Origin of the sequence: Pseudomonas sp. TWP3-1, from assembly GCF_049896625.1 — a bacterium.
Taxonomy (GTDB): domain Bacteria; phylum Pseudomonadota; class Gammaproteobacteria; order Pseudomonadales; family Pseudomonadaceae; genus Aquipseudomonas.
In genome coordinates, this window is sequence record NZ_JAFCUQ010000016.1 from 113284 (window position 1) to 138849 (window position 25566).

The following is a 25566-nucleotide window of genomic DNA, read 5'->3' on the forward strand; positions in this document are numbered from 1 at the left end:
GTGGGGCTTGCCCTGTGGGTGGGCGGGCCTCAGACTTTACGGCTCAATTCGCGAGTGCCTCCGGTAATGATCCGACCGTTCAAATCGCTGTTCGTTTTCTTCAGTTTGTCTGTGCTGGCCACGCCATTGTTCGCGCAGGAGCCGAGCATCACCTGGCCCGCTGGCTGGCAGGTCGAAGCGCTGCCTGACACTGGCCCTGAAGTGTCCCGCCAGCGCGCGGTGAAAACCGATGCTGATGGCAACCAGGTGATGGTGATGGAGTTGACCATGACCACTGTGCAGAGCGGTCATCAGGTCAACTTGCAGGGCGTGTTGCTGGAAATGCGCAAGTCGGTGCAGAAAGACTTTTTCCAGAGCGGTTATCAAAGTGTTTGCAACAAGATCCATCCCGCCGCGCTGGGTTCACTGTCGGCGCTGGAAACGACGTGCACGGTTACCGAAAACGGCCGGCATGTGTTGTCGCAAACTTTGGTCGCCGCGGTCGACGCGGATAAGGCCTATGTACTTTCTTACGCCGGGCAGGCGGAGGTTTATAAGGCGAGCCAAGACGAAATAGTGGCGGCAAGAAATAGCTTGAAACTTTAATCGGTCCTGCCGTGATCTGCGTGCGTTAGATATCCTAAGGAATTAAGCACAAAGTTTTTCTGCAGACAAAAAATGCAACATCTGGTTGAGATATTCAGTGCTGTCTCGTGCCGATCTTGCACAATAGTCTCAACTTGAAATGTGATAATTCATTGCATTTGTTAGATATTGTCCATAAAAAAACCCTGCAAGTGCAGGGCTTTTATGTTGGCGAGAAATTAACCGCGCAACCAGGACTCAACAGTAGCCGCACCGTATTGTTCCTTCCAGGCCTTCAGGCCACGGTGGTTGCCGCCCTTGGTCTCGATCAGCTCGCCGGTGTGCGGGTTGTGATAGACCTTGACCACGCGAGCGCGGCGGGTTTTAGGCGCTGCGGCGGTTTGCAGGCCGGACTTGGAAGGGTTCGGATCGAGAATGGCGACGATCTCTTTCAGGCCTTTGCCGTAGGTTTTCATCAGCCCCAACAGCTTCTCTTCGAATTCGATTTCTTTCTTGAGCCCGGCGTCATTCTTCAGCGATTCCAGCTGCTTGAGCTGTTCCTGAAGGGCCTTTTCAGCTGCACGAAATTCAGCGAGTCTGGACAATATCTTTACTCCAATAGTGTGTTTGGCTGAAACCAACCGCAAACAAAGCTATAAGCCAAGAGCCTTGAAGCGACTCGGTGATAATGGCTCACCTGCCAATCTTGCATCAGGTTTGAAAAATTGTAGTAGTTAATGCGCCCGGAGTAAATCCTGACTTTTTCTTCATGTAACGATAGCGTTGTTTTGTATCAATTTGGTGCGCTAATTTGCCGGCGTCGGGTTTGTTACGCTAGTTAATGGTGACTTAATGCGTCAATGAAGTCCGCCGCTGGCATCGGTTTGCCAAACAGGTAGCCTTGTAGAAAGTTGACGTTGCGCGCTGACAGATAGTCGCTCTGAGCCTGAGTCTCGACACCTTCCGCGACAATGCCCAGTTCGAGCTTGGCACTGAGTTCGATAATGCTTTCGAGAATGTGCCGCGACAGCGCGTCCTTGTCGATCATCGCCACGAAAGTCTGGTCGATTTTCAGAAAGTCGACGTTGAATGTGCGCAAGTAGCTGAGGCTCGAATGCCCGGTGCCGAAGTCGTCGATGGCTATTTTCACGCCCATGGCCTGCAGTTGCGCGAACAGTTGTCGGGTGATCTCGGTGGGTTCAATCAGCTCGCGCTCGGTCAACTCCAGCACCAGACTGACACTCTCAGGCGCAAACGCAGCGAGGAACTCACGGCAATCTTCCACCAATTCCAGGTCGCGGCAATGGCTGGCGGTGATGTTGATGCCGATGTGAAACGGCGCTGCGAAGGTAGACGACAGCGGCCCCAGCACCAAGGCAGTCTGCTGCATCAACCCACGCGTCATCGGTACGATCAGCCCGGAATGCTCGGCAAATGGAATAAACAGATCCGGGCGCACCAGACCTTCTTTCGGGTGATTCCAACGCATCAACACTTCAGCGCCTGACCATTTTTTCGTGTCGCCGTGCACTACTGGCTGAAAGTAGGGGATGAATTCACCGGCCTCCAGCGCGCGGTGCATTTCGTGGCTGGGCGAGGTCGAGCGTTTTTGCACGATGTAACCGATTGCCGCCGACACCGCGCCAAAGAAAATCAGCAGGCTGAACAGTGGCGGGTATTCGTTACTCATGTAACGCCATGTCTCGCCGGCAGGAAAACCAGCCGCCACGGTGAACGCGTAGCGCGAAGAGTCCAGCGTACTCCGCGCGACTGGCAGCACGGGCAGGGCGCCCTGATGCACTTTGCCATCGGCAGACAACCAGAAATTGCCGACTTGCAATACTAATAACGTCTGCCTGCCGATCAGGCGCAACACGTTGCTCAGGTGATAACCGTCGAGCGTGGTCAGCGCGCCGCCATGACCTTCACTTAGTCGATAGACCAGCAGCGCCGTATTCGGCGTCACCGGATTGCCGTTCATCAGCCACAACATGCCGTGGGTGTAATCACCCGGATTGACGGCTTCCTTGTAGTCGCCAAACAGCGAACTGCAATAGAGGTTGTTGTCCCACACCAGATTGGTCGAGCGCACGAACGGGCGGCGGGTGACTTGTTCGCGCAAGGCCAGTTTGACGCTTTCGCAGGGCTGCCCTGCCAGCGGCAATAACTCCTGCGCGGCCTGGGCGGTATTGTCGAGCATCAGCTCGAACTGGCGCAGTGCTTCATCGGCAGTGTGTTGCGAACTCTGTTGCAGCGTGCGTTCGGCTTGCAGATAGAGAATCACGCTGCCCAGCACAATCGGCAGTAAACCGCTGAGCAGAGTCACGACAATTCGGGTGCTGCGCTTGCGGCGGGGTCTGACGGTCAGAGGCATGGGCGCATCCTGTCGCGTTGGAGTTTGGCTCTAGACCGGCAGGGCAACGGCGCACCTTCCAGAAAGTGTCTCAACTGTGCCCATGATAGATGGCAGATCGCGCCTGCGCTGCTCAACAGTAGTCAAGTTGTGTCGCCAACTGGATAAACGCCAAAGCGGCGGGCGAGCACTGACGTTGATCGAGCACTGCGAGGCCGACTTGCCGTTGCACGGCGGGCGACAGCGATTTGCTCACATAGCGCGGATCTGCTGCGAGCGGCAGCGAACTTTCGGCCACTACGGTGATTGCATCACCACGGCTGACGGTGTCGAGCGTGCTGAGCAATTGCGAGCAGCGATAGCGAATGTTCGGGCTTAAGCGCGCCGCGTTGAACAAGCGTGATACCACCTCTGCAGAGCCAGCCTCGGTCAGCACAAACGGGTCTTTGCAAAGATCCTCGAGGCTCAGCTCTGATCGCTGCGTCAAAGCATGGCCGGCCGGGAGCAGGGCGACCATCTGATCTTCGATCAGGGCGAACGTGTCGAAACGCTCCTCGGGCAGCACCACGAAACCGATGTCGATGCGCCGCTCTTCCAGCCATTGGATCACCTGACGATCCGGCCCTTCGTCAATGTGTACTTCGATCCCCGGATGCAACTCGCGGTAGTGCCGAAGGATGGTTGGCAACAACTTGATCGATGACGTCGGACCGAACGAGCCGATGCGCAACGTGCCGCGCTTCATGCCCCGCGCATCGGCCGCTTCCTGACGCAAGGTGTTCGCCAGTCCGAGCATGGCGCGTGCACGAAGCAGCAGTTGGGCGCCGATATCGCTGAGCTCCACTTGCGACTGATGCCGGCGCAGCAGTTCGACGCCCAGTTCCTGCTCCAGCGACTTCATGGCGTGCGACACCGCCGATTGCGAGATCCCCAAACGATGGGCTGCGAGGGTGAAGCCGCGCAGTTCGGCCACCAGCGAGAAGATTTCCAGTTGGGTCAGGGTCATGAGCTTTTACTCATTTTACGATGATGGTGAATCAGCGGAATGATACGTCATCCCTCAGTCTAATTCTTTGGAGTGTCATGAGTAGTTATGAACAAACGCATCCGCACGCAACGGACATGCGCGTGTATTTCAACCTGGCGATGGTCACGATGATCTGGGGCGGCACTTGGGTTGCCGGGCGATTTCTGGCTGGCAGTCTGAGCCCGATTTTCGCCGCCAACTTGCGGTTTCTACTGGCCAGCCTGGCCTTGCTCGGCTTTATGTGGCTCGCGCGAATTCCCCTCGCACGGCCTACTCCGGTGCAATGGCTGCAACTGACACTGCTGGGATTCTTCGGGATTTTCTTTTACAACCTGTGCTTTTTTTACGGGCTGAATTACATCAACGCTTCCCGCGCATCGCTGATCGTTGCGCTGAATCCGGCAGTGATTGGCCTCGCGTCATGGTTACTGTTCAAAGAACGGTTGAGCAGGGCGAAGGTGGCGGGCATCGCGATCTGCATTGCTGGCGCGGGTGTAGTGATCGTCAGTCGTAATCCTCAACTGCTGGCGACCACGGCGGATGCGTGGATCGGCGATCTGCTGATTCTCGGCTGCGTGCTGGGCTGGGGCGTGTACTCGCTGTTTTCCCGCAGCCTTAATGAACGTCTCGGCCCGCTGCAGACCGTGACGTTTTCCATTCTGCTCGGCACGTTGATGCTGTGGGTGCTGGCTGCTGCGCGCGGTGAACTTAGCTGGTCGGCGTTGATAGCGCTCGGCACAACGCAATGGCTGAGCGTGATCTATCTCGGCCTGCTCGGTTCGGCGCTGGCGTACATCGGTTATTACGACGGGATCCGCAAAATTGGCGCCACGCGCGCGGGCGTGTTCATAGCGCTGAATCCACTGACGGCGGTGATTTTCGGGGCATTGCTGCTGGGCGAGCAGCTCACGCTGAGCATGGGGCTGTGCGGCACGCTGATCCTGGCGGGCATTTATCTGTGCAACAAACCTCTTGCACGGTCTGCAGAAAAGCGGATTTTATAGAGAGGGCAGACAACCCCTATTACGCTGTGTAGAATCGGGTTACGCATACAATAATAAACGTCTTCTGGCAGCAGAAGCCTCGCCCGCAATAGCCTTGGGTCGACAATGAAGAGTTACGGGTTTCAATTGATCTACGGTGACTTCCTCGCCCGCAGTGTGCGCGGCATCTCCTGTGCGCCACCCGCCGGTCTCAGCATTACTGACAAATAACTCTGGTTAATTGATAAGAATGATGAGGCGCCAACCATGGCAGATTTATACGAAAACCCAATGGGCCTGATGGGCTTCGAGTTCATCGAGTTCGCATCGCCGACGCCGGGCATCCTGGAACCGATCTTCGAGATCATGGGTTTCAGCAAAGTCGCGAGCCACCGCTCCAAGAACGTGCACCTGTATCGTCAGGGCGCGATCAACCTGATCCTCAACAACGAACCGAACAGCGTTGCCTCGTACTTCGCGGCCGAGCACGGCCCGTCGGTGTGCGGCATGGCGTTCCGGGTAAAAGACTCGCAACTGGCCTACAAACGCGCTCTGGAAATTGGCGCCCAGCCGATCCACATCGAAACCGGTCCGATGGAACTCAACCTGCCGGCGATCAAAGGCATTGGCGGCGCGCCGCTGTACCTGATCGACCGTTTCGGCGAAGGCAGCTCGATCTACGACATCGACTTCGTGTTCATCGAAGGCGTTGACCGCAACCCGGTCGGTGCTGGCTTGAAGATCATCGACCACCTGACCCACAACGTGTATCGCGGTCGCATGGCTTATTGGGCGAATTTCTACGAGAAGCTGTTCAACTTCCGCGAAATCCGCTACTTCGACATCAAGGGCGAATACACCGGCCTGACCTCGAAAGCGATGACCGCGCCGGACGGCATGATCCGCATCCCGCTCAACGAAGAATCGTCGAAAGGCGCCGGGCAGATCGAAGAATTCCTGATGCAGTTCAACGGCGAGGGCATTCAACACGTAGCGTTCCTCACCGACGACCTGATCAAGACTTGGGATCAGTTGAAGAAAATCGGCATGCGCTTCATGACCGCGCCGCCGGAAACCTATTACGAAATGCTCGAAGGTCGCCTGCCAAACCACGGCGAGCCGGTTGATCAATTGCAAGCGCGCGGCATTCTGCTCGACGGCTCTTCGGAGCAGGGCGACAAGCGTCTGCTGCTGCAGATATTCTCGGAAACCCTGATGGGGCCGGTGTTCTTCGAATTCATCCAGCGTAAAGGCGACGATGGTTTCGGCGAAGGTAACTTCAAGGCCCTGTTCGAATCGATCGAGCGTGACCAGGTGCGTCGTGGCGTACTCGCCACTGAGTAATCCGCAATAGATGCGAAAAAGCCCGGCCTGCAGTGATGCAGGCCGGGCTTTTTTATGGGCGGCGTTGTCGCATCAGGTGTTTGAAACCTTCAAACACCAGCACGACAACTGCCAGCCAGATCGGAATGTAAGTCAGCCATTCACCGGGCTTGATGCTCTCGCCAAGCAACAACGCCACACCCAGCAGCAACACCGGCTCCACATAACTCAACAACCCAAACAGGCTGAACGGCAGCAAGCGACTGGCGATGATGTACACCACCAGTGCCGAGGCGCTGATCAGGCCTAGCAGCGGAATCAGCCACAGCAATCCCGGGTATTGATCGAACACGCCGAAGCCTTGCTCGCCGCCGCGCACGAACCAGTACGCCACCGGCAGCATCAGCGTCATGTCGACCCACAAGCCACCGAGGTGGTCGGTTTTGAGATATTTGCGCAGTACGAAGTACAACGGATAGCCGACCACGACCACCAGCGTCGCCCAAGAGAAGCCGCCAACCTGATACAACTCGTTCAACACGCCTAAACATGCGAAGAACACCGCGACCTTTTGCAGGTACGACAGGCTGTCGCCAAAGGCAATCCGCCCGGTCAACACCATGGCCAGCGGCAGCAGGAAATAACCGAGCGACACGTCGAGGCTGTAGCCATTGAGTGGCGCCCACATGAACAGCCACAATTGCACGCCGAGCAAGCCTGCCGAAACGATCAACCCGCCGATCAGTTTCGGCTTCGCCGCCACCAGCCGTACCAGCTCCAGAACACGCCGCCATTCTCCGGAAACCAGCATGAACACGGTCATGCACGGCACGGTCAGCAGCATGCGCCAGCCAAAGATTTCCACGCCGCTCAAAGGTGTGAGCAACGAAGTGTAGTAATACATGACGGCAAACAGCACTGAGGCTGAAACCGATAAAGCGATACCTTTAGACAAACTGTCCTCGCGGGTGGGTAATCAAACGGGGCGCGAAGGATACGTGGTTTCTGTGCTGAATATTGCTCGGGTGCTCAATATTCCCAACATCAGCTTAGCTGACGGACCTCATTCATTGAGCAGTTCTCAACGGATTACTGAAGCGCTTGATGTGCATTTCGCCGAATTTGTAAGAGGCGTAATCCGTCAAGTGACCAATGTCGCGGTAAACCGGCAAACCATCGACGCTCGTCATGCAAGTGCCGTCAATGCATTGCACACCTCGCGGGTCAATGATCAACAAGCCTGGATATTCAGCCTGCAGATCACTGAACAGTTTGGCGAGTACCGGATTTTCATCGCCAGACCATGGTACTGAAGTGCATTGACTGCTTTGTTCGGCACTGCCCATCAGCCCGCGCAATTTCACCCGTTGTAGCAAACACTCGTTGATACCGGGCGGCATTGGCAGCGTGTTTTTCAGGAAAACCGGCGTTGCACCCGATTTGACGATGATGTCCAACGCTTGGCGAATCGCAACGTTCAGACGTTCAAGGGACAGTTCGGGGCTGCGTGGGTCATCGAGTTTCGTGACGATCTCGGCGGTGAGATAGGCCTCCCAGTTCTGACCGACGATCACGTACTGGAAATGGTTTTTCGCGACGATGTCGTAGTAGCGCCGAGTGGCATCGTGGCACTTTTTATACAGCGTGTTCTTGTATTTTGACCAGTTGTAGAGATAGATCCCGGGCAGTGCCAGGCATGTTGGGTAGGCCTGCGCGAGTACCGAAAGATTGGCGTCTTTGGCCAGCGTATCGACAAAGCCCCAGTAGTGATTCGAGAACGAATCGCCCATCAGGAAAACGCGTGGGGCTGACTGCGGGGCGCCGAATATGCAGGCATCAGCTCCGTCGCTGGCACCCAGACAGTCCTCGCGGTTGGCGGGGACTGCCGCTTTCAAATCGCTGAACACGTTACTCGAACCATCGCCAAAACGGTTGGGCCATCCTTCATGTTTCACGCTGGCAGCGTAGAGCAGCGAAAGACCGATAGCGGGCACAATCATCAGCAGTAACAGCGTCTTGCCAAAGCCAGCCCGAGCTTTTCGAAATCTGTTTTCAATCAGCACGAAGGACAGGTAACCAAGGGCGAAGGTCGCGACGAAGTAGACCACTTTCAGCAACGGCGTAAGCGTGATGCCCATATAACTCATGAACGCCAGAATCGGCCAGTGCCACAAGTACAGGGAGTAGGAGAGGGTGCCGATAAATACCAACGGTTTGAATGCCAGTACTTTGGACGTAATGCTCGCGTCGCCAAGCCCCCTGAACAGCAATGCTGCGGTAGCGAGACAAACCGCTATGGCGTGGTAGCCCGGAAACCCGCTCAGGATATTGTCCCGTGTCGCGCAATAGACAATCGTGGCAAGCGCCAGCGCACACATTAAAGACGCGCTCAAACGATTGAGCCTGAACTTCTGCGCACTGAAGATGACTGCGCAAGAGCCAATCATCAATTCAAAAATCCGGGCAGTGAAGAAGTAGTAGTTTTTGTCCGCGAGGGCATGAGACCAGTACAAAGCCAGCGCCATTGCCGCCACGGTCAAACCGAGCACAGCCGCCTTGAAGGCTTGTTTCGGCACAGAGCGATTGAGTAGCCAGATGCCCAGGGGCAAGACCAGATACCACTGCCATTCTATGGCCAGTGACCAGGTGTGCAGCAGTGGCAGGGTCGCCGCATCCGGGGTGGCATAGCCCGATGTCGCTTTGGAAAAGTATTGATTTGAAAGAAGCAGCGACGTGTACTTTTCGCTTTTGAGGAAGTCGATGTAGTCATCGGGCAAGTACAGCAACGTTGCGATTGCCACTGTTGCCAGCAACAACGTGATGACTGCCGGTTGCAAGCGCCAGATCCGTCGCGTGTAGAATCCCGAGAAGCTGAACGTTCCGTTATCCAGCGACTTCATGATGATCGAGGTGGTCAGATAACCCGAGATCACAAAGAAGATATCCACGCCGATAAAGCCTGACGGAAACAAGGTCAAACCGCCGTGAAAAATCAATACCAGCAGAACGGCGATCGCGCGCAGACCGTCAATGTCCGCACGGTACTCAATGCCAGGTTTTCGAGGCCCGACGGCAGACGATGCTGCGGTGGAAGGGGCGGTAGCAGACTCCTTATTACCGCCGAGCGTCTTGAACCACATCCCGCGCAAAGGCCTGGACGTAAACCCGAAAGGGCGATTGAACATTTGCTGATCCCTGCACATTCGCGAACGAGCAATCGACTGATCTCGTTAGATCGCGCTCAATTCCATGAAAAAAGCGAATTGTATCGGCTATCAGCGATGTCGCAGCATTTTTTCAATCGCCCCGGCGCAGGAATGTTTCAGCTCCGATACGGTTTACGCCCCGACACGAAATGACTCACATCGTTGAATCCTGGTGTCGATGCATGCCCCGGCGTCACCAGCGAATCGATAAACGCCTCATCCTCAGCGGTTATCTTCACTGCTTGCGCTTTGGTATAGGCATCCCACTGTTGTTCAGTGCGCGGCCCGACAATCGCCGAGGTCACCGCAGCGTTATTCAACACCCAGGCAATCGCGAACTCGACAATCCCGACCCCACGACCTTCGGTGTACTGCTGAATCTGCTGCGCAATGCGCAGCGATTCAACCCGCCATTCGGTCTCCAGAATGCGCTTGTCCTGACGCCCGGCGCGGCTGTTGGCGTCCGGCGTGACATCCGGCGCGTACTTGCCGCTGAGCACGCCACGGGCCAGCGGGCTGTAAGGCACCACGCCCAAACCATAGGTTTGCGCGGCGGTAATCTGCTCGGTTTCGGCCTGACGGTTGACGATGTTGTACAGCGGCTGACTGATCACCGGGCGATCAACCCCGAGTTTGTCAGCGACACGAATCACCTCGGCAATGCGCCAGCCGCGGTAGTTGGACAGGCCCCAGTAACGGATCTTGCCCTGACGAATCAGATCGCCAATCGCCGAAATGCTCACTTCAAGCGGGGTGTTGTGGTCTTCGCGGTGCAGGTAATAGATGTCGAGATAGTCGGTGCCGAGTCGGGTCAGGCTGGCGTCCAGACCATTGAAGATGTGCTTGCGGCTCAAACCGCTGCGGTTCGGCACGCCGTCCACAGGACCGAAACCGACTTTGGTCGCCAGCACCCATTCATGGCGGTTGCCGGCGATGGCTTCGCCGACGATCTCTTCCGAGCGGCCATTGGTGTAGACGTCGGCGGTATCGATGAAATTAATGCCCTGATCCCAGGCCTTGTCGATGATGCGCAACGACTCTTCAGTGCTGGTCTGTTCGCCAAACATCATCGTGCCGAGGGTCAGGGTGGACACCTGCAACCCCGAGTGGCCCAGTGTGCGATAGCTCATGCCGAAATCCTTTTGGTCGATGGGAAAGCTTTTATCAAATACCAGAAGCGTGGATCGCGGCAAAGTGAATTTATGTGGGTGGCGTTATCAACCACAACGAAACGTTTAAGCCTGGCGTTTAAAGGGACATTTCATGACACGCACTCAGGCTACACAACCTTGCGCCGTTGCCTACACGTAAGCCAGAATCCGCTGGCTTGTGCACTTGGGGGCCGGGTTTTATCGTTATCCCGTCGCTGAAAAACAGCGATCGGGTTTGGTAGCCCGGTTCTGACTTGTTGCGCAACTCGCCATAAAGGGACGCCAGTCGTTCGTGTTTTTATGGTGGCCATGCGCGGGGCGCTTTCGAGCGCGCCGGCTCTCCAAGTCACCGGTCTACCAACCCGTGTATGGCCACCACCCCTTCGTTTGGTAGCGAAGTTTGATGGCTCCTTTTTTCTGATTTGGAGATTCAAACATGATCAAACCAACACCCAACCCACCAGAAACCGATACAACATCCCCCTACGAAACCCTCGATTCGAAGAAATTCCACGAAGCCGCCGAGCGCGCGCTCGACCATTACCTCAATCCGTTCGCCCCGCGAAAACCGCTGCTCAAACCCAACACCATCTACATCATCGCCCCCGGCATTCAGAACGAAGAACTGCTGGCCAATGCCTGCGAAACCCTGACCTCGGCCAAAGTCATGGCCAACGACTTCGCCGCACTGGTCGATGGGCCGCATCGGCATATTTTGTTAGGGATTGCGCAGTTGATTATGTTGGGGGAGCTGTCGGTGAATCGGGCGTTGGATAATCTGGAAGGGGCGGCTGGCGCAAATTCCTGAGTAAAAGTCATTCCTTTTAAAACAGGATGTCCGGGGATTTTCTACAGAAGAGGCCCAAAAATACGCCCCGACTTACTCGGGGCGTATTTTTCCGGGAGGCTTCATCTCCTGAAAGGTTTTCCAGAGGCTAGGATCGCGTTCGCGGTTTGGGCTCCGCCTTTTGCCTGAACTTCCACTTTTTCGAAGCAAAGAATATCCTTCAACAAAATACGCTTCGATTCCGGTCCAACCGTTACGCCGTCCGGCCCTGATTCGGTTACCACACCGGACAACTCACCTGAAGTTGTCTTGATCGTATAAAGCGAACCATTTTCAAAACTGCCGCTATTCGTGCTCATTGCCGTACTCCTTTACGATATTAATGAACCACCATTGTTAGTCGTGGCAGCATTGGACGCACCTGTAATTTCTGACAGTTTTTTAGACGTTTTCGACATTGAGCCTAGAAGACTAATCACTACCTGCGCTGCTCTTTCCTATACCCCGAGTGATAAGGGCGTCGTGTGTACACAACCGCCTGTCGCTACTGACAGATCTGACAGTAGCGAACTGACTGCGTAATCAGGTCTGATCTCAGACAGGACCAGAGGCCGCATACATGGCATCCCGGTCTGCTCAGGAGCGTTGCCCTGAGTAAACAAGCACTCGATCAGCGACAGGTGAAAACATGAGCACGGAAGCCTCAACGCGATACCCGATCGTTTTGATTCATGGTCTTTTCGGTTTCGACAAAATCGCAGGCATGGCTTACTTTTTCAAAATCAAAGAACATCTGGAAAATGCTGGTGCCGAGGTGTTCGCGGTGAGTGTGCCAGCCGCCAACAGCAATGAGAAACGAGGTGAGTTCTTGCTCTCGCAGGTTGAACAGATCCTGCAGCAGACCGGGGCAGCGAAGGTCAATCTGTTCGGCCACAGCCAAGGTCCATTGGCGGCGCGCTATGTGGCAGCCCTGCATCCGGAAAAGGTCGCCTCGGTGACGTCTATCAGTTGTCCCAACCAAGGCTCGGAAATCGCCGACCAATTACGTAAGGCCCTGACACCAGGAGCGCTGCCCGAAGCCTTGGCTTTGCTGATTTTCAACGCTGTCGGTACGTTCTTGTCGGTGATCAGCGGTCACCCGCAGAATCCCCAGGATGCGGCGGCGGCGTTTGCTTCGCTGACCAGTGAAGGGCTTGCTGAATTCAACCGCAAATACCCTCAGGGCGTTCCCAAGGTTTGGGGTGGAGAGGGCGACGAAGTCGTCAATGGCGTGCGGTACTACTCGTGGAGCGGGACTGTCCAGCAGCCTCAGACGCCGCAAATTCTCGATCCAAGCCACCTGAATTGCATCGCGTTGTCTAAACTTTTCTACAAAGAGAAAGATGCTAACGACGGGTTGGTCGGCCAGTTCAGCTCGCATCTGGGCAAAGTGATCCGGTCGGATTATCCAATGGACCACTTCGACGCGGTCAATCAGATTGCCGGGAAGACCAGTTGGGGGTTCGACGTGCTGAAGCTTTATCTCGACCACGCGATCCTGCTCAAGAGCAAGGGTTTGTGAGGATTGTTTCAGAACTTTGAGCGACTCAAAGAAAACGGCCCGAAAGGGCCGTTTCTGTATTCCGACTAGAGCTTAAACCCGCAACGTCCGCGTCATCCGCAACGCCAGCAGGCTCCCGCCAACAATTACACCCGCCAGCAGATAAAGCGCCGCATCGGTAGAGCCAGTGCTGTCTTTGACCCAACCCACGAGGTAAGGGCTGAGGAACCCTGCCATCTGCCCCATCGAGTTGATCAACGCCAGCCCACCCGCAGCCGCACCTGCACTCAACATCGCGGTCGGCACTGGCCAGAACATTGGCAGTCCGGTCAACGCGCCCATGGTCGCGATCGTCAGGCCGAGAATCGCGATCGCCGGATTCGCGGCAAAATTCACTGCGATCACCAGACCGACAGCGCCCATCAACATCGGCACCACCAGATGCCAGCGGCGCTCTTTGCGCAGATCCGCCGAGCGCCCGACCAGCAGCATGAACACTGCCGCCAGCAAGTACGGGATCGCACTCAGCCAGCCAATCACCAGGTTGTCGCTGAAACCGAGGTTCTTGATGATCGACGGCAGCCAGAAGTTGATCGCGTACACGCCGCTCTGGATGCAGAAGTAGATCAGGCCGAAGGCCCAGATGGCCGGGTTCTTGAACACCGCGACCAGTGAATCAGTGGTGGTTTTCGGTTTGTTGGCCAAGTCTTCAGCCTGATCCGCCTCAAGCACTGCGCGCTCATGCGGGGTCAGCCATTTGGCGTTGGCGAAGCTGTCGCTGAGCAGGAAATACGCCAGCGCGCCAAGGATCACCGTCGGAATACCTTGCAGCAGGAACATCCACTGCCAGCCGGCGAGGCCGCCCTGGCCAGCTGCGAAGTGGTTGAGGATCCAGCCAGAAAACGGGCTGCCGAGCAGGCCGGACACCGGGATCGCCGACATGAACAGCGCCATGATCCGCCCACGGCGGAAGGTCGGGAACCATTGCGAGAGATACAACACCACGCCCGGGAAAAACCCGGCTTCGGCCGCGCCGGTGAACAGGCGCAAGGTATAGAACTCGGTGGGCGTGGTGACGAACAGCAGGCATGTCGACAGCGTGCCCCAAGTGATCATCATCAGCGCGATCCAGCGCCGTGGGCCGAATTTGCTCAGTGCCAGGTTGCTCGGCACGCCGCACAGCACGTAGCCGATGAAGAAGATCCCGGCCCCGAGGCCGTAGACGGTTTCGCTGAATTTCAGTGCGTCGAGCATCTGCAGTTTGGCAAATCCAACGTTGACCCGGTCGAGGTAGTTGAACAAGTAGCAGATGAAAATGAAGGGGATCAAACGCAGGGTGATGCGTTTGTAGACGGCGTTTTTATCGTCAACGATGGTCTGGGTAGCTGCGGCGCTCTGCGACATAGCGGCTCTCTCTTTATTATGATTTTTTGCGATGCAAAGGGTAACGTTGATCGCCCTGAGAGTCTCGGCCACCTGTGGCCGGATTGTCTTTGTGCCTGAGCACAGGGTTTACCGCCAGACCCTGTGCGGGTGACCAACCGTCCGCGCCTGTTTAAAAGGATTCCCGCCGCTATGTTCGAACTCGATCACGACCTCGCTCAGGACATCGTCGACCGGGCCATGGCTATTTTGCCGTACAACGTCAACGTCATGGACAGCCAGGGCTTGATCCTTGGCAGCGGCGAGCCGGAGCGCATCAACACCCGCCACGAAGGCGCGCAACTGGTGTTGGCCAACGGCCGGGTGGTGGAGATCGACGCGCAAACCGCCGTGCATTTGAAAGGCGTGCAGCCGGGGATCAACTTGCCGTTGTTGCTCGATCAGCGCTTGATCGGCGTGCTTGGCATCACCGGCGAGCCGGAGCTGCTGCGCACTTACGCGGAGCTGGTGCGCATGACCGCCGAAATGCTGGTTGGCCAGCGTAATCAGCAAGCCGAGCAACAATGGCGGCGACAACGTTGTGATGATTTGCTCGCATTGTTGCTGACCGAAGCGGGCGATTCGCCGCGATTGCTGGATGAAGCGCAGCAATTGGGCCTCAAACCACAACTGACGCGAGTGCCGTATCTGTTCGAGTTGGGTCTGGAGCACGCACCGGGGCAAACCGTCGAGGCGCTGAGTGCGTGGCTGATTTCGCGCTATCCGGACAGTTGGTGCGTGAGTTCGGCGAAGTCGTCGCTGCTCTGGTGTCGGCCGGCGAGCCAGACGATCGAGCATGAGCGCTTGCTGGAAAAGCTCGACGGTCTGGGCTGGAACATCTTGCGTATCGCCGTCGGCGGGCAGGCTGATGGGCTGACCGGGTTGCGGCGCTGTTACCGGCGCGTGGCGGATTTGCTGGCCTATGGTCGCGAAGTGCTGCCGCGTTCGCGACTGCTCAACCTCAATCGCTATCGCCTGCCGGTGATGCTCTGGCGCCATCGCAATGATGATGCGCTGGACGAGTTGCTCAAGCCGCTGCGCAAGGTCATCGCCAAGGACAGCAACGGTCAGCTACTGGCGACGCTGCGCAGTTGGTGCGAGCACGACGGCCAGAGTCAGGCCTGTGCGGATGCGCTGGGGATTCATCGCAACAGTCTGCGCTACCGCATGGAGCGGATTGCCGAGCTTAGCGGGCTCGATCCGCTGCGCCTGGACGGCATGCTGGCGCTGTATCTCGGTGTGCAATTGCTACCCCAAACCGATTCCATTGTGTGAGGTGTTCTTGAGGCCGCCATCGCTGGCAAGCCAGCTCCCACAGGGTTTGGAGTTGTACACAAAATTTTTGTTCGCTGAAGATCCTTGTGGGAGCTGGCTTGCCAGCGATGGCGGCGGGACATTCAGCCTCGATTCCAGCGCCTTTGTAGAAAAGAACAAAAAACGCCAACCCGATTTGTGCAGCCGACAGGCGTCAATGCCCATGCCGACTGGCAGGATGAGGAGCATTGGAACTGGAGAATTCGCATGAAAATCGTCATCGCCCCCGATTCGTTCAAGGACAGCCTGAGTGCCCAAGGCGTTGCCGAGGCCATTGCTTTGGGCCTGGTGCAGGTCTGGCCGCACGCCACAATCGTCAAGTGCCCGATGGCGGATGGCGGCGAGGGCACGGTCGAGTCGATTCTCGCCGCGTGCGAAGGCGAACTGCGTCGCACTCGGGTGCGCGGTCCGCTGGGCGCAGCGGTTGATGCGGCGTGGGGCTGGTTGCCGCACAACCACACCGCGATCATCGAAATGGCCGAGGCCAGCGGTCTGCAACTGGTGCCACTGACCCAACGCGATGCGTGCATCAGCAGCACCTTCGGCACTGGCGAGCTAATCCGCGCGGCGCTGGATGCCGGCGCACAACGGGTGATTCTGGCCATCGGCGGCAGCGCCACCAATGACGGCGGAGCCGGTGCGATGCAGGCGCTAGGTGTGAAGTTGCTCGACGCTCAAGGCCAATCGCTGGTGCCCGGTGGTCTGGCGTTGGCACAACTGGCGCGACTCGATCTGAGCGAACTCGATCCACGTCTGGCGCAAGTGCGTTTCGACATCGCGGCTGACGTCAACAATCCACTGTGTGGTCCGCACGGTGCCTCGGCGATTTTCGGCCCGCAAAAAGGCGCGTCGCCGGTGCAGGTACAGCAACTGGATCAGGCGCTGGGCCACTTCGCAGAACTCTGTGCGCAGGCGCTGGGCAAAGATGTGCGCGACGAACCGGGCAGCGGTGCGGCCGGCGGCCTGGGTTTTGCCGCCAAGGCGTTTCTCGACGCGCAGTTTCAGGCTGGAGTTGAGGTGGTTGCGGAACTGGTCGGTCTGGCCGAAGCAGTCGAAGGCGCGGATCTGGTCATTACCGGGGAAGGGCGCTTCGATGCGCAAACCCTGCGTGGCAAGACGCCGTTCGGCGTGGCACGCATCGCCAAGCAACACGGCGTGCCGGTGATCGTCATTGCCGGTACTTTGGGCGAGGGTTATCAGGAGCTTTACGAACACGGCATCGACGCGGCTTTCGCGGTCACCAGTGGCCCAATGACTCTGGAACAAGCCTGCGCAGAAGTGCCGCGGTTGTTGCGCGAACGTGCGACTGATATTGCGCGGGTCTGGCGCATAGCGACCGGCAACAACTGAACAGCGCATATATCCTGTGGCGAGGGAGCTTGCTCCCGCTCGACTGCGCAGCAGTCGCAAGTCCGGTGAGCAGTGATCGGTAGGGCTGCTTCGCAGCCCAGCGGGAGCAAGCTCCCTCGCCACAGATGATCAGCAGCGCCACAGTGTTTCATGGGTGTAACACCGTGAAAAATATTTCATCTGCACCTGCGAATTTCCTCAAGCCTGGCCGATACAGCTAACAGGCGCACACAAGACTTCCTGAAACAGTGACGCCGGACTGAAGCCCACCCCACGGGCCAGTGATCAGGGCAGGGACGCTCGTAGTTTCTATCATCCGAGAGTCCAACTATGTCCTTGCGTAATCTGAATATCGCGCCGCGTGCCTTCCTCGGTTTTGCCTTTATCGCCTTGCTGGTGATTGTGCTCGGCGTTTTCGCCGTCAATCGCATGGGCGTCATCCGTCAGGCCTCCATCGACATGGAGCAGACCCTACTGCCAAGCGTCAGCCAGCTCAGCGTGGTCACCGAAAACGTACTGCGCCTGCGTATTCTCTCGTTCCGGGTTTTGGTCAACCGCGAACCGGCGGCTCTGCAGGAGGCGCAAACGCGCATTGGCGTGCTGGTCGACAAGGTGCGCAGTGCACAGGCAAGTTATGCGGCACTGCCGGCAGGCGCGGAAGAACGTGCGCTGTATCAGACATTCTCGAACACGCTGGACAACTACGTGCAAGCGCAAAACCAGATGCTGGAGCTGTCGCGCCAAGGCAAGGTTGACGAGATGCGTAGCTTGATCAACACGCGCATCAAGGACGGCACCGATCAGATGGGCGAGCAGTTGAACAAGCTGATCGCGTTCAACGCTGCTGACGCCAAAACCGCGTCGAACCATGCCGGCGAGCAATACAGTGGCGCCATCACCGGGATCATCGGCGTGGCCGTGATCGCTGCATTGCTGACCGTTCTTCTGGCCTGGCTGCTGACTCGCAGCATCGTCACGCCGTTGAACCGCGCCGTGCTCGCTGCGCAAACCATTGCTGGCGGCAACCTGACCAAAGCCATCGAGGTTGATGGCAACGACGAGCCGGCGCGCCTGCTCGAAGCCTTGTCGGCAATGCAGACCAATCTGCGCAAAACCATCGAACAGATTGCCGGTTCCGCCACGCAACTGGGTGCCGCTGCCGAAGAACTCAGCGCCGTGACTGAAGAAGCTTCGCGTGGTCTGCAACAGCAAAACAACGAAATCGAACAAGCCGCCACCGCCGTCAACGAAATGACCGCAGCGGTGGAAGAAGTCGCGCGCAACGCCGTGTCAACCTCCGAAGCCTCGAACCAGTCGACCCACGCCGCGCGCGAAGGTCGCGATCAAGTGGTGAAAACCGTCGACGCGATCCAGACCATGACCCACGACGTGCAGAACACCGCGCAAATGATCGAAGGCCTCGCTGCACAAGGTCGCGACATTGGCAAAGTGCTCGACGTGATCCGCGCTATCGCCGAACAGACCAACCTGCTGGCACTCAACGCCGCGATCGAAGCGGCGCGTGCCGGTGAAGCCGGGCGCGGTTTCGCCGTGGTCGCAGACGAAGTGCGCGCGTTGGCGCATCGCACTGCGCAATCGACCCAGGAAATCGAGAAAATGGTCGCCGGTATCCAGAACGGTACTGGCGAAGCGGTCAACTCGATGCAGCAAAGCAACCAGCGCACCCAATCCACGCTGGAAATGGCCCGCGCTGCCGGCGTCGCGCTGGAGCAGATTACGCAGTCGATTCACCAGATCAACGAGCGCAACCTGGTAATCGCCAGCGCTTCGGAAGAACAGGCGCAGGTCTCGCGCGAAGTCGATCGCAACCTGGTGAACATCCGCGACCTCGCCACGCAATCGGCCGCCGGCGCCAATCAAACCAGCGCCGCGACCCACGAACTGTCGCGTCTGGCGGTGGATTTAAACGCGATGGTGGCGCGGTTTGTGATTTGAGCCGCGAATTACGCTTGATTTGAAGTCGGCGCAAAGTTGACCCGGATAAATTCTGCCATCGAATCTTGCGAGGCAATGCCTGCTCGACTGACGATCTTGTAGTGCAGGAGGCGCACACCACTGCCGTCGCGCGCAAACAGATGCCGAGGTAGCGCGACGACAGTTGAGGCTGCTGAAGGGTCAATCAGCACCTCCGCGACTTTTGGCGCATTCGGTGGACCGAAAAATATCTGGGCAGTGTCACCGTACTGACTTCCTGAATATGCAGGAATCTCGATCTTGACGACATTGCAGTGCGCATTCAGATAACCGATGGTCACACCGGGGCCCTTGGTGATTTCTTCAGGCACCCATGGCTCGTCCGGTGTGGCGTCATCGAGCGGTGTGCGAGGGTCAATGGTGAATAGCGCTCGCTCAGACGTGTGCATTGTTCCGTCGTCGGTGTGCACCTCAATGTGGATTTGGCTGACGCCAGCCACCAGATACTGTCGCGGCAGTTTCAGGCTCAGCGGGAAGGTGATCAGGCCTGGGAGCTTCCACGTGTCTACCTCCACCAAGGTTCCGTCAGGCAGTTTCACCCACAGTGTTACTTCATCCGTCTGCCCGTCAATCGCCGAGCCCGGCCACGGGCGGAGGACTTCCAATCCTAAGTCAAACAAACTGGCCCACACTGGCAGCAGGTTCTCCTGCGGGTAGACCGGATTGTTCGACTCACCATGGCCAGACAGCGCATCAGTGATTGTTAACGCCGCAAAAGTTGCCATATCCATATCCCTTTAAGGTGCCCGTCGCTTCAACGTGCAGCAGGCTCAAGGCATTTAACGACGGACGCGCAATTCCCGATACTGTCAAACCTGACAGGGGGAGCCTGCTGAAAGTGGCACGTTTCGTGATTTGAGATAGGGTGAAGGCTGGACACCGCGCGATCAGGAGACGTACATGCGCTTTTCAGCCTTGACCCAACGTATTGCCGGGGAGGGTGCAGCGGCCTGGCGGATTCATGACCGGGCGCTGGAGTTACGTGCACAAGGTATCGATGTGTTGCTGCTGTCGGTGGGCGATCCGGATTTCGATACGCCGTTGCCGATCATTCACGGCGCCATCGATAGTCTGTTGGCTGGCGACACGCATTATTCCGAAGTACGCGGCCGGGTTGAGCTGCGCACGCGCATCGCCGAGCGCCATCAGCGGCGCAGCGGTCAGGTCGTCGATGCCGAGCATGTGATCGTGCTGCCGGGCGCGCAGTGCGCGGTGTATTCGGTGGCGCAATGTCTGCTTGATCCGGGTGATGAAGTGATTGTCGCCGAGCCGATGTACGTGACTTACGAAGGCGTGTTCGGCGCTTGCGGCGCAAGGGTGATTCCGGTGCCGGTGCGCCCGGAAAACGGTTTTCGCGTGGATCCGGCGGATGTTGCGGCGCGTATCACATCCAAGACTCGGGCGATGTTGCTCAATAGTCCGAACAATCCCTCCGGCGCGAGTTTGTCGCTGTTGATCTGGCAGGAACTGGCTGCGCTGTGCATTCGCCATGACCTGTGGCTGATCAGCGACGAGGTTTACAGCGACCTGCTCTATGAAGGCGAACACGTCAGCCCGGCGAGTTTGCCGGGCATGGCCGAGCGTACTGCGACTATCAATAGTCTGTCGAAATCCCATGCGATGACCGGGTGGCGCATCGGCTGGGTGATTGGGCCGAAAACCCTGGCCGAACATTTGGTAAACCTGTCACTGAGTATGTTGTTCGGGCTGCCGGATTTTGTGCAAAAAGCCGCGCAGGTGGCGTTCGAAAAAGATCTTCCGGAAGTGACGCAGATGCGCGAGGAATATCGGCTGCGTCGCGATCTGGTGTGCGAGCGCTTGCGCGGCTGTCCGGGGTTGTACCCGATCCAGCCCGATGGCGGCATGTTCGTGATGGTCGATGTGCGCGAAACCGGGCTTGGAGCGCAGGATTTTGCCGAGCGCTTGCTGGAGGGGTATGGGGTTTCGGTGTTGGCGGGGGAAGCGTTCGGGCCGAGTGCGGCGGGGCATATTCGCATTGGGTTGGTGGTGGATCGGGTGAAGCTGGCGGATGCCTGTGCGCGGATAGCGCTGTGTGCGGCGCAGTTGCTCCAGGTTCGGAGTGCTTGATGTTTTTGTGGTGACAGTGCTGGCGCCATCGCTGGCAAGCCAGCTCCCACAGTTTCCTTGGTGTCCATATGATTTGTGAACAACACAAATCCCTGTGGGAGCTGGCTTGCCAGCGATGAGGCCAGAACAGACACCGCGAATCTCAGCCCTGCCAAGCCGCTGGATTCACCAGATTCGCAGGCTTCTCCCCACTCAACGCCGCGAGCAAATTATCCACCGCACAACGCGCCATCGCTTCACGCGTCTCATGCGTAGCCGAACCCATATGCGGCGTCGCCACCACGTTGCCCAACTGCAACAACGGCGAATCCTGATTCAGCGGTTCGCGCTCAAACACATCCAGCCCGGCCCCGCGAATCCGCCCATTACTCAGTGCGTCAATCAACGCCGCCTCATCCACAACCTTGCCGCGCGAGATGTTGATGAAGATGCTGTCCGGGCGCATCAACGCAAACTGCTGAGCGCCAATCAAGCCCTCGGTCTGCGCAGTCAGCGGCAAGGTCAGACAAACGAAATCTGCCTGCTGCAACAAATCCTCAAGGCTGCGGTATTGCGCATCGAAACGTTCCTCAACCGCCGGTTTACGCGACTGACTGTGATAAATCACCGGCATGCCAAAGCCGAAATGCCCACGCTGCGCCAGCGCTTCGCCAATCCGCCCCATACCGATAATGCCCAGCGTCTTGCCATGCACATCGGTGCCGAAGTGCGCCGGGCCGATGTTGCGTTGCCACTGACCGTTGCGCACCATGTTCGCCAGTTCTACCACACGCCGGGCGCTGGCCAGAATCAGCGCGAAACCGGTGTCGGCAGTGGTTTCGGTGAGCACATCCGGGGTGTTGCTCAGGGCGATTTTGCGCCGGGTCAGGTAGTCGATGTCGTAGTTGTCGACGCCCACCGAGACGCTGGCAATCGCTTCCAGCCTGGGCGCCAGATCAAGCAACGCTGCATCCAGTTTCAGACTCGCGCCGAGCAGACCGTGGGCGCCGGGCAGGGCATCACGCAGCTTCATCAGGCCATCGGCGTCGAGGCTGTCGATCAGCGTGAGGTCGAACTGTTCTTGCAGCCGCGCCATCAGCGCCGGCGACAGTTTTTTGTACAACACAACCTGCTTGTTCATCGCGGGCATCTCTCTATAAATTCAGGAATGGGCCGGCAGCGGACGTGGCGCAACCGGCTTGGCAACTACCCGGTCACTGGCGCCGGGCTTGAGGAAAATCGTCAGCACCACGGCAAACATCAGCGCGCCGCTCATCAGCAAATACGAAGCGCCGGGCGAACCCGTGGAGCTGTTCAGATAGCCGACCAGATACGAGCCGCCGAACGAACCCAGCGCGCCCATGCTGTTGATCAGCGCCATGGCGCCGCCGGCGACATTGGCCGGCAGAATCTCCGGGACGATCGCAAAGAACGGCCCGTAAGGCGCGTACATGCAGGCGCCGGCGATCACCAGCAGCGTGTACGACCACCAGAAATGTTCCGCGCCCAGGGCGTAGGAGCCGTAGAACGCCACCGAGGCGATCAGCAGCGGCGGCCAGACGAAGCGTTTGCGCTTCTGCAATTTGTCCGAACCCCACGACACCAGCAGCATGCCGATCACCGCCGCCAGATACGGCAACGCCGACAGCCAACCGGCCTCGATCATGTCCATTTGCGCGCCAGCCTTGAGGATCGACGGCAGCCACAACACGAAACCGTAAACGCCGATGCTCCAGCAAAAGAACTGCAACGCCAGAATGATCACCTTCGGCGAACGAAACGCCTCGGCGTAGTTCTTCACCGCTTTGATTCCGACCTGTTCAGCGGCCAAAGCACTTTCCAGATCATGCTTTTCCTCAGCGCTGAGCCACTTGGCTTCGGCCGGACGATCATCGGCCAGTTTCCACCAGATGAATGCCCAGAGCACCGCCGGCAAGCCTTCGATGATGAACATCCAGCGCCACGAGTAATGCTGTACCAGATAACCCGAGACCACCGACATCCACAGCATGGTCACCGGATTACCGAGGATCAGAAAGGTGTTGGCGCGTGAGCGTTCGGCGCGGGTGAACCAGTGGCACAGATAGACCAGCATCGCCGGCATCACGGCGGCTTCGACCACGCCGAGCATGAAGCGGATGACGATCAGCCAATACGCGTTGGAAACCACGCCGGTCAGGGTGGCGAGGCCGCCCCAGAGGATCAGGCTGACGAAGATCAGCTTCTTCACGCTGTGCTTTTGCGCGTAGATCGCGCCGGGCACCTGGAAGAAGAAGTAACCGAGGAAGAACAGTGCGCCGAGCAGCGATGACAGGCCCGGGGTGATCATCAGGTCTTCGGCCATGCCGGACGCGGCGGCGAAACCGTAGTTGGCGCGATCCAGATACGCCAGGCTGTAGGTGATGAACACAATGGGCATGATGTACCACCAGCGGCGGGCGGCGAGGGTTGCGGTTTTCATGGTGTTGCTCCTGAGCTTGTTGTTTTTGTCGCAGCAGGTTCAAAAAAATCTTTTGTCTGTCAGGGCCTCATCGCTGGCAAGCCAGCTCCCACAGGGGGTTGTGGTGTTAGCCCAATCTTTGATTCATCCGAGAAACCTGTGGGAGCTGCGGTGCGACGATTCGACTTGCCAGCGATGGCGGCCTCAAATTCACCGCACATTTCAGATCGAGTCGGCAAACCCTCCATATCCCCACGACTCTGCACCGCACGACTGCCAATCCAGTTCGCACGCTTCACCGCTTCGGCAAAACTCTGATGTTCAAGCAACGCACTGATCATCCCCACCGCAAACCCGTCACCGGCACCCACCGTATCGACCACCTTCGCCACCGGCACACCGGCAACAAAACCCTGATCCAGCTGCGTGCGGTAATACGCGCCCTGCGGCCCAAGCTTGATCGCCACAGCTTCGGCGCCTTGATCCAGATAAAACGCGGCGATGTCCGCAGGATCTTCGAAACCGGTGAGCAAACGGCCTTCGCTCAACCCCGGCAAAACCCAGTGGGCGAGGGCGGCGAGGCGGTTGATCTCGCTGATCATCTCGCGCTCGCTGGGCCACAGGCTCGGACGCAGATTCGGATCGAAAGAAACGCTGCGCCCGGCGTTGCGCATTCGCGTCATCAGTTCAAAAGACATTTCGCGCGCCGAAGCCGACAGGGCTGGCGGAATGCCGGTGGCATGCAAATGGCGCGCGCCGAGCAGTGTCGTTGTGATGGATTGCGGCGATAGATGACTGGCTGCCGAGCCACGGCGGAAATACTCGACCTGGGGATCGCTGCCATCGTCACTGCGCGACTTGAGCTGAAACCCGGTGGGGTGCGCCTGGTCGACTTCGACATGGCTGCAATCCAGACCTTCGCGCGCGAGCGTTTCGACCACGAATCGCCCAAGCGAATCAGCGCCGACCCGGCTCAACCACGCAACCTTGAAGCCCAGCCGCGAAAGTCCGATGGCGACGTTGCTGTCGGCCCCGGCAATCCTTTTGTGAAACTCGCCGACCGCCGCCAGATCACCGCTCTGTTCGGCGACAAACATGGCCATGGTTTCGCCGAACGACAGAATATCGATCTCAGACATGAGCAGGCTCCAGACGGGATTGGCCGAGGCGGGCGAGGGCGGCGACGTGTTCGCTGGTCAGTTGCACCAGGTCATCGCCCTGCAAGGGATACTCGGCAGCGCGCATGACGCCTTGGTCCATGTGCCGCAGCAGTTGTTCCCACAGATGCAGGTCAGTGGCGGCCGGCGGCACCGCCACCAGTTTGCCGTCGGCGCGGCGGTTCACGGCTTTGCAGTGCACATAGCCGACATGCCGACCCAGCAGGCGTGCAGCACTGGTGGCGGACTGGTCTTGCCATTGCCAGTTGCCGATGTCGAAAGTCATCTTGACCGGCAAATTGTGTTGCTCGACAGCGGCGAAGAAGCGCTGAAATGGTTCAATGCGTCCGCCGTGCAGGGTCTGGTCGTTTTCCACCAGAAGCTGTACCGAACTCTGCTGAATGATTTGCGCGAGGGTTTGCAGATCGCAGTTGTCGGTGAAAAACCCCAGCGAGACTTTCAGCCACTTCGAGCCGAACGCCTCGGCGTTTTGCAGCGCGCTGATCAGCTCGGGATTGGGCCGCGCCTGACCGGCCAGCCATAATTCGCTGGGTGATGAATAGATGCTTTGCAGGCCTTGCGCTTGAGTGGCAGCGGCGAGTTGCGCGGACACTTCGTTGGTCAGCAACTCTTCGCGCCACTCGATGCGATTGGCGCCAGCGGCGGCCAGTACCTCAATGAAAGAGCCTTGCCCGCGACGACGCACAAGCTCGGCGCCGTAGCTGGACAGGCTGATGGAAACGGCAGGTTTATTCATTGTTATTGACCTCTGAAACCGGTTTCATTTTTGTTCAAAAAAATATCAGGTATTTCTGTGTTGTCCTTTACGGCCTCATCGCTGGCAAGTCGAATCGTCGCACCGCAGCTCCCACAGTGTCCGGGTCGTA

At 58.0% G+C, this 25566-nt stretch carries 22 protein-coding genes and 1 pseudogene; 10 read left to right on the plus strand and 13 right to left on the minus strand.

The window, feature by feature from the left end; genetic code table 11:
* The first annotated feature begins 66 nt into the window (after positions 1–66).
* Complete coding sequence (locus ACP7BN_RS20860) at positions 67–585, plus strand: DUF4946 domain-containing protein (RefSeq protein WP_426205889.1); 519 nt, start codon at positions 67–69, stop codon at positions 583–585.
* Between the two features lie 218 nt (positions 586–803).
* On the opposite strand, the gene ACP7BN_RS20865 is transcribed toward ACP7BN_RS20860, so the two are convergent.
* The 3 genes from ACP7BN_RS20865 to ACP7BN_RS20875 form a co-directional block, all read right to left on the minus strand.
* A complete protein-coding gene (locus tag ACP7BN_RS20865) occupies positions 804–1169 on the minus strand; it encodes a histone-like nucleoid-structuring protein, MvaT/MvaU family (protein WP_426205890.1) in 366 nt (121 codons plus the stop codon).
* 233 nt (positions 1170–1402) lie between these two features.
* Positions 1403–2938, minus strand: coding sequence for an EAL domain-containing protein (locus ACP7BN_RS20870; RefSeq protein WP_426205891.1), 1536 nt, complete (start codon positions 2936–2938; stop codon positions 1403–1405).
* A gap of 112 nt (positions 2939–3050) precedes the next feature.
* Complete coding sequence (locus ACP7BN_RS20875) at positions 3051–3923, minus strand: LysR family transcriptional regulator (RefSeq protein WP_426205892.1); 873 nt, start codon at positions 3921–3923, stop codon at positions 3051–3053.
* 77 nt (positions 3924–4000) lie between these two features.
* On the opposite strand from ACP7BN_RS20875, the gene ACP7BN_RS20880 reads away from it, so the two are divergent.
* On the plus strand, positions 4001–4948 hold the full coding sequence (locus ACP7BN_RS20880; protein ID WP_426205893.1) for a DMT family transporter: 948 nt from the start codon (positions 4001–4003) through the stop codon (positions 4946–4948).
* Between the two features lie 246 nt (positions 4949–5194).
* A complete protein-coding gene (gene hppD / locus ACP7BN_RS20885; protein WP_426205894.1) occupies positions 5195–6271 on the plus strand; it encodes a 4-hydroxyphenylpyruvate dioxygenase in 1077 nt (358 codons plus the stop codon).
* A 52-nt stretch (positions 6272–6323) separates the two neighbouring features.
* Here hppD and rarD read toward each other — a convergent pair whose 3' ends face one another.
* The 3 genes from rarD to ACP7BN_RS20900 all read right to left on the minus strand — a co-directional run bounded on the left by rarD (position 6324) and on the right by ACP7BN_RS20900 (position 10586).
* On the minus strand, positions 6324–7205 hold the full coding sequence (rarD, locus tag ACP7BN_RS20890; protein ID WP_420649085.1) for an EamA family transporter RarD: 882 nt from the start codon (positions 7203–7205) through the stop codon (positions 6324–6326).
* 112 nt (positions 7206–7317) lie between these two features.
* Complete coding sequence (locus ACP7BN_RS20895) at positions 7318–9435, minus strand: acyltransferase family protein (RefSeq protein WP_426205895.1); 2118 nt, start codon at positions 9433–9435, stop codon at positions 7318–7320.
* A gap of 137 nt (positions 9436–9572) precedes the next feature.
* Entirely contained in the window at positions 9573–10586 is a 1014-nt protein-coding gene (locus tag ACP7BN_RS20900; protein WP_426205896.1) for an aldo/keto reductase, read from the minus strand.
* 457 nt (positions 10587–11043) lie between these two features.
* Here ACP7BN_RS20900 and ACP7BN_RS20905 point away from each other — a divergent pair, with 457 nt between their 5' ends.
* Entirely contained in the window at positions 11044–11415 is a 372-nt protein-coding gene (locus ACP7BN_RS20905) for a DUF6124 family protein (protein ID WP_426205897.1), read from the plus strand.
* A 101-nt stretch (positions 11416–11516) separates the two neighbouring features.
* On the opposite strand, the gene ACP7BN_RS20910 is transcribed toward ACP7BN_RS20905, so the two are convergent.
* Positions 11517–11753: a hypothetical protein gene (locus ACP7BN_RS20910; RefSeq protein WP_426205898.1), complete on the minus strand. Its 237-nt coding sequence runs from the start codon at positions 11751–11753 to the stop codon at positions 11517–11519.
* Positions 11754–12082: 329 nt separating this feature from the next.
* Between ACP7BN_RS20910 and ACP7BN_RS20915 the strand changes: the two genes are divergently transcribed.
* A complete protein-coding gene (locus ACP7BN_RS20915) occupies positions 12083–12955 on the plus strand; it encodes an esterase/lipase family protein (RefSeq protein WP_426205899.1) in 873 nt (290 codons plus the stop codon).
* A gap of 72 nt (positions 12956–13027) precedes the next feature.
* Here the strand turns inward: ACP7BN_RS20915 and ACP7BN_RS20920 are convergent, their stop codons facing one another.
* Positions 13028–14338, minus strand: coding sequence for an MFS transporter (locus tag ACP7BN_RS20920; protein ID WP_426205900.1), 1311 nt, complete (start codon positions 14336–14338; stop codon positions 13028–13030).
* Positions 14339–14509: 171 nt separating this feature from the next.
* Here ACP7BN_RS20920 and ACP7BN_RS20925 point away from each other — a divergent pair, with 171 nt between their 5' ends.
* From ACP7BN_RS20925 to ACP7BN_RS20940, 4 genes and pseudogenes are all read left to right on the plus strand, one after another.
* The gene (locus ACP7BN_RS20925; protein WP_426205901.1) at positions 14510–15631 is read left to right on the plus strand and encodes a sugar diacid recognition domain-containing protein; all 1122 of its coding nucleotides are present in this window, start codon (positions 14510–14512) and stop codon (positions 15629–15631) included.
* Positions 15632–15877: 246 nt separating this feature from the next.
* Complete coding sequence (locus ACP7BN_RS20930; RefSeq protein ID WP_426205902.1) at positions 15878–17020, plus strand: glycerate kinase; 1143 nt, start codon at positions 15878–15880, stop codon at positions 17018–17020.
* A 330-nt stretch (positions 17021–17350) separates the two neighbouring features.
* Positions 17351–18118: pseudogene (locus tag ACP7BN_RS20935) on the plus strand (MCP four helix bundle domain-containing protein); the annotation flags it as partial.
* Positions 18113–18976, plus strand: coding sequence for a methyl-accepting chemotaxis protein (locus tag ACP7BN_RS20940; protein WP_426205934.1), 864 nt, complete (start codon positions 18113–18115; stop codon positions 18974–18976). The pseudogene ACP7BN_RS20935 and the gene ACP7BN_RS20940, both read left to right, overlap by 6 nt.
* A gap of 8 nt (positions 18977–18984) precedes the next feature.
* Here the strand turns inward: ACP7BN_RS20940 and ACP7BN_RS20945 are convergent, their stop codons facing one another.
* Positions 18985–19740 (minus strand): hypothetical protein, encoded by a 756-nt coding sequence (locus ACP7BN_RS20945; protein WP_426205903.1) that lies wholly within the window; start codon positions 19738–19740, stop codon positions 18985–18987.
* 175 nt (positions 19741–19915) lie between these two features.
* On the opposite strand from ACP7BN_RS20945, the gene ACP7BN_RS20950 reads away from it, so the two are divergent.
* Positions 19916–21103 (plus strand): pyridoxal phosphate-dependent aminotransferase, encoded by a 1188-nt coding sequence (locus ACP7BN_RS20950; RefSeq protein WP_426205904.1) that lies wholly within the window; start codon positions 19916–19918, stop codon positions 21101–21103.
* A gap of 142 nt (positions 21104–21245) precedes the next feature.
* Here the strand turns inward: ACP7BN_RS20950 and ACP7BN_RS20955 are convergent, their stop codons facing one another.
* From ACP7BN_RS20955 to ACP7BN_RS20970, 4 genes are read right to left on the minus strand one after another with little or no spacing between them, the layout of a single operon-like run.
* On the minus strand, positions 21246–22223 hold the full coding sequence (locus tag ACP7BN_RS20955; RefSeq protein ID WP_426205905.1) for a 2-hydroxyacid dehydrogenase: 978 nt from the start codon (positions 22221–22223) through the stop codon (positions 21246–21248).
* A gap of 21 nt (positions 22224–22244) precedes the next feature.
* Complete coding sequence (locus tag ACP7BN_RS20960; protein WP_426205906.1) at positions 22245–23543, minus strand: MFS transporter; 1299 nt, start codon at positions 23541–23543, stop codon at positions 22245–22247.
* A 59-nt stretch (positions 23544–23602) separates the two neighbouring features.
* Positions 23603–24661 (minus strand): sugar kinase, encoded by a 1059-nt coding sequence (locus ACP7BN_RS20965; protein WP_426205907.1) that lies wholly within the window; start codon positions 24659–24661, stop codon positions 23603–23605.
* Positions 24654–25436, minus strand: a complete 783-nt coding sequence (locus tag ACP7BN_RS20970) for a TIM barrel protein (RefSeq protein ID WP_426205908.1) — start codon at positions 25434–25436, stop codon at positions 24654–24656. Before ACP7BN_RS20970 ends, ACP7BN_RS20965 begins: the two co-directional genes overlap by 8 nt.
* Positions 25437–25566 lie beyond the last annotated feature (130 nt).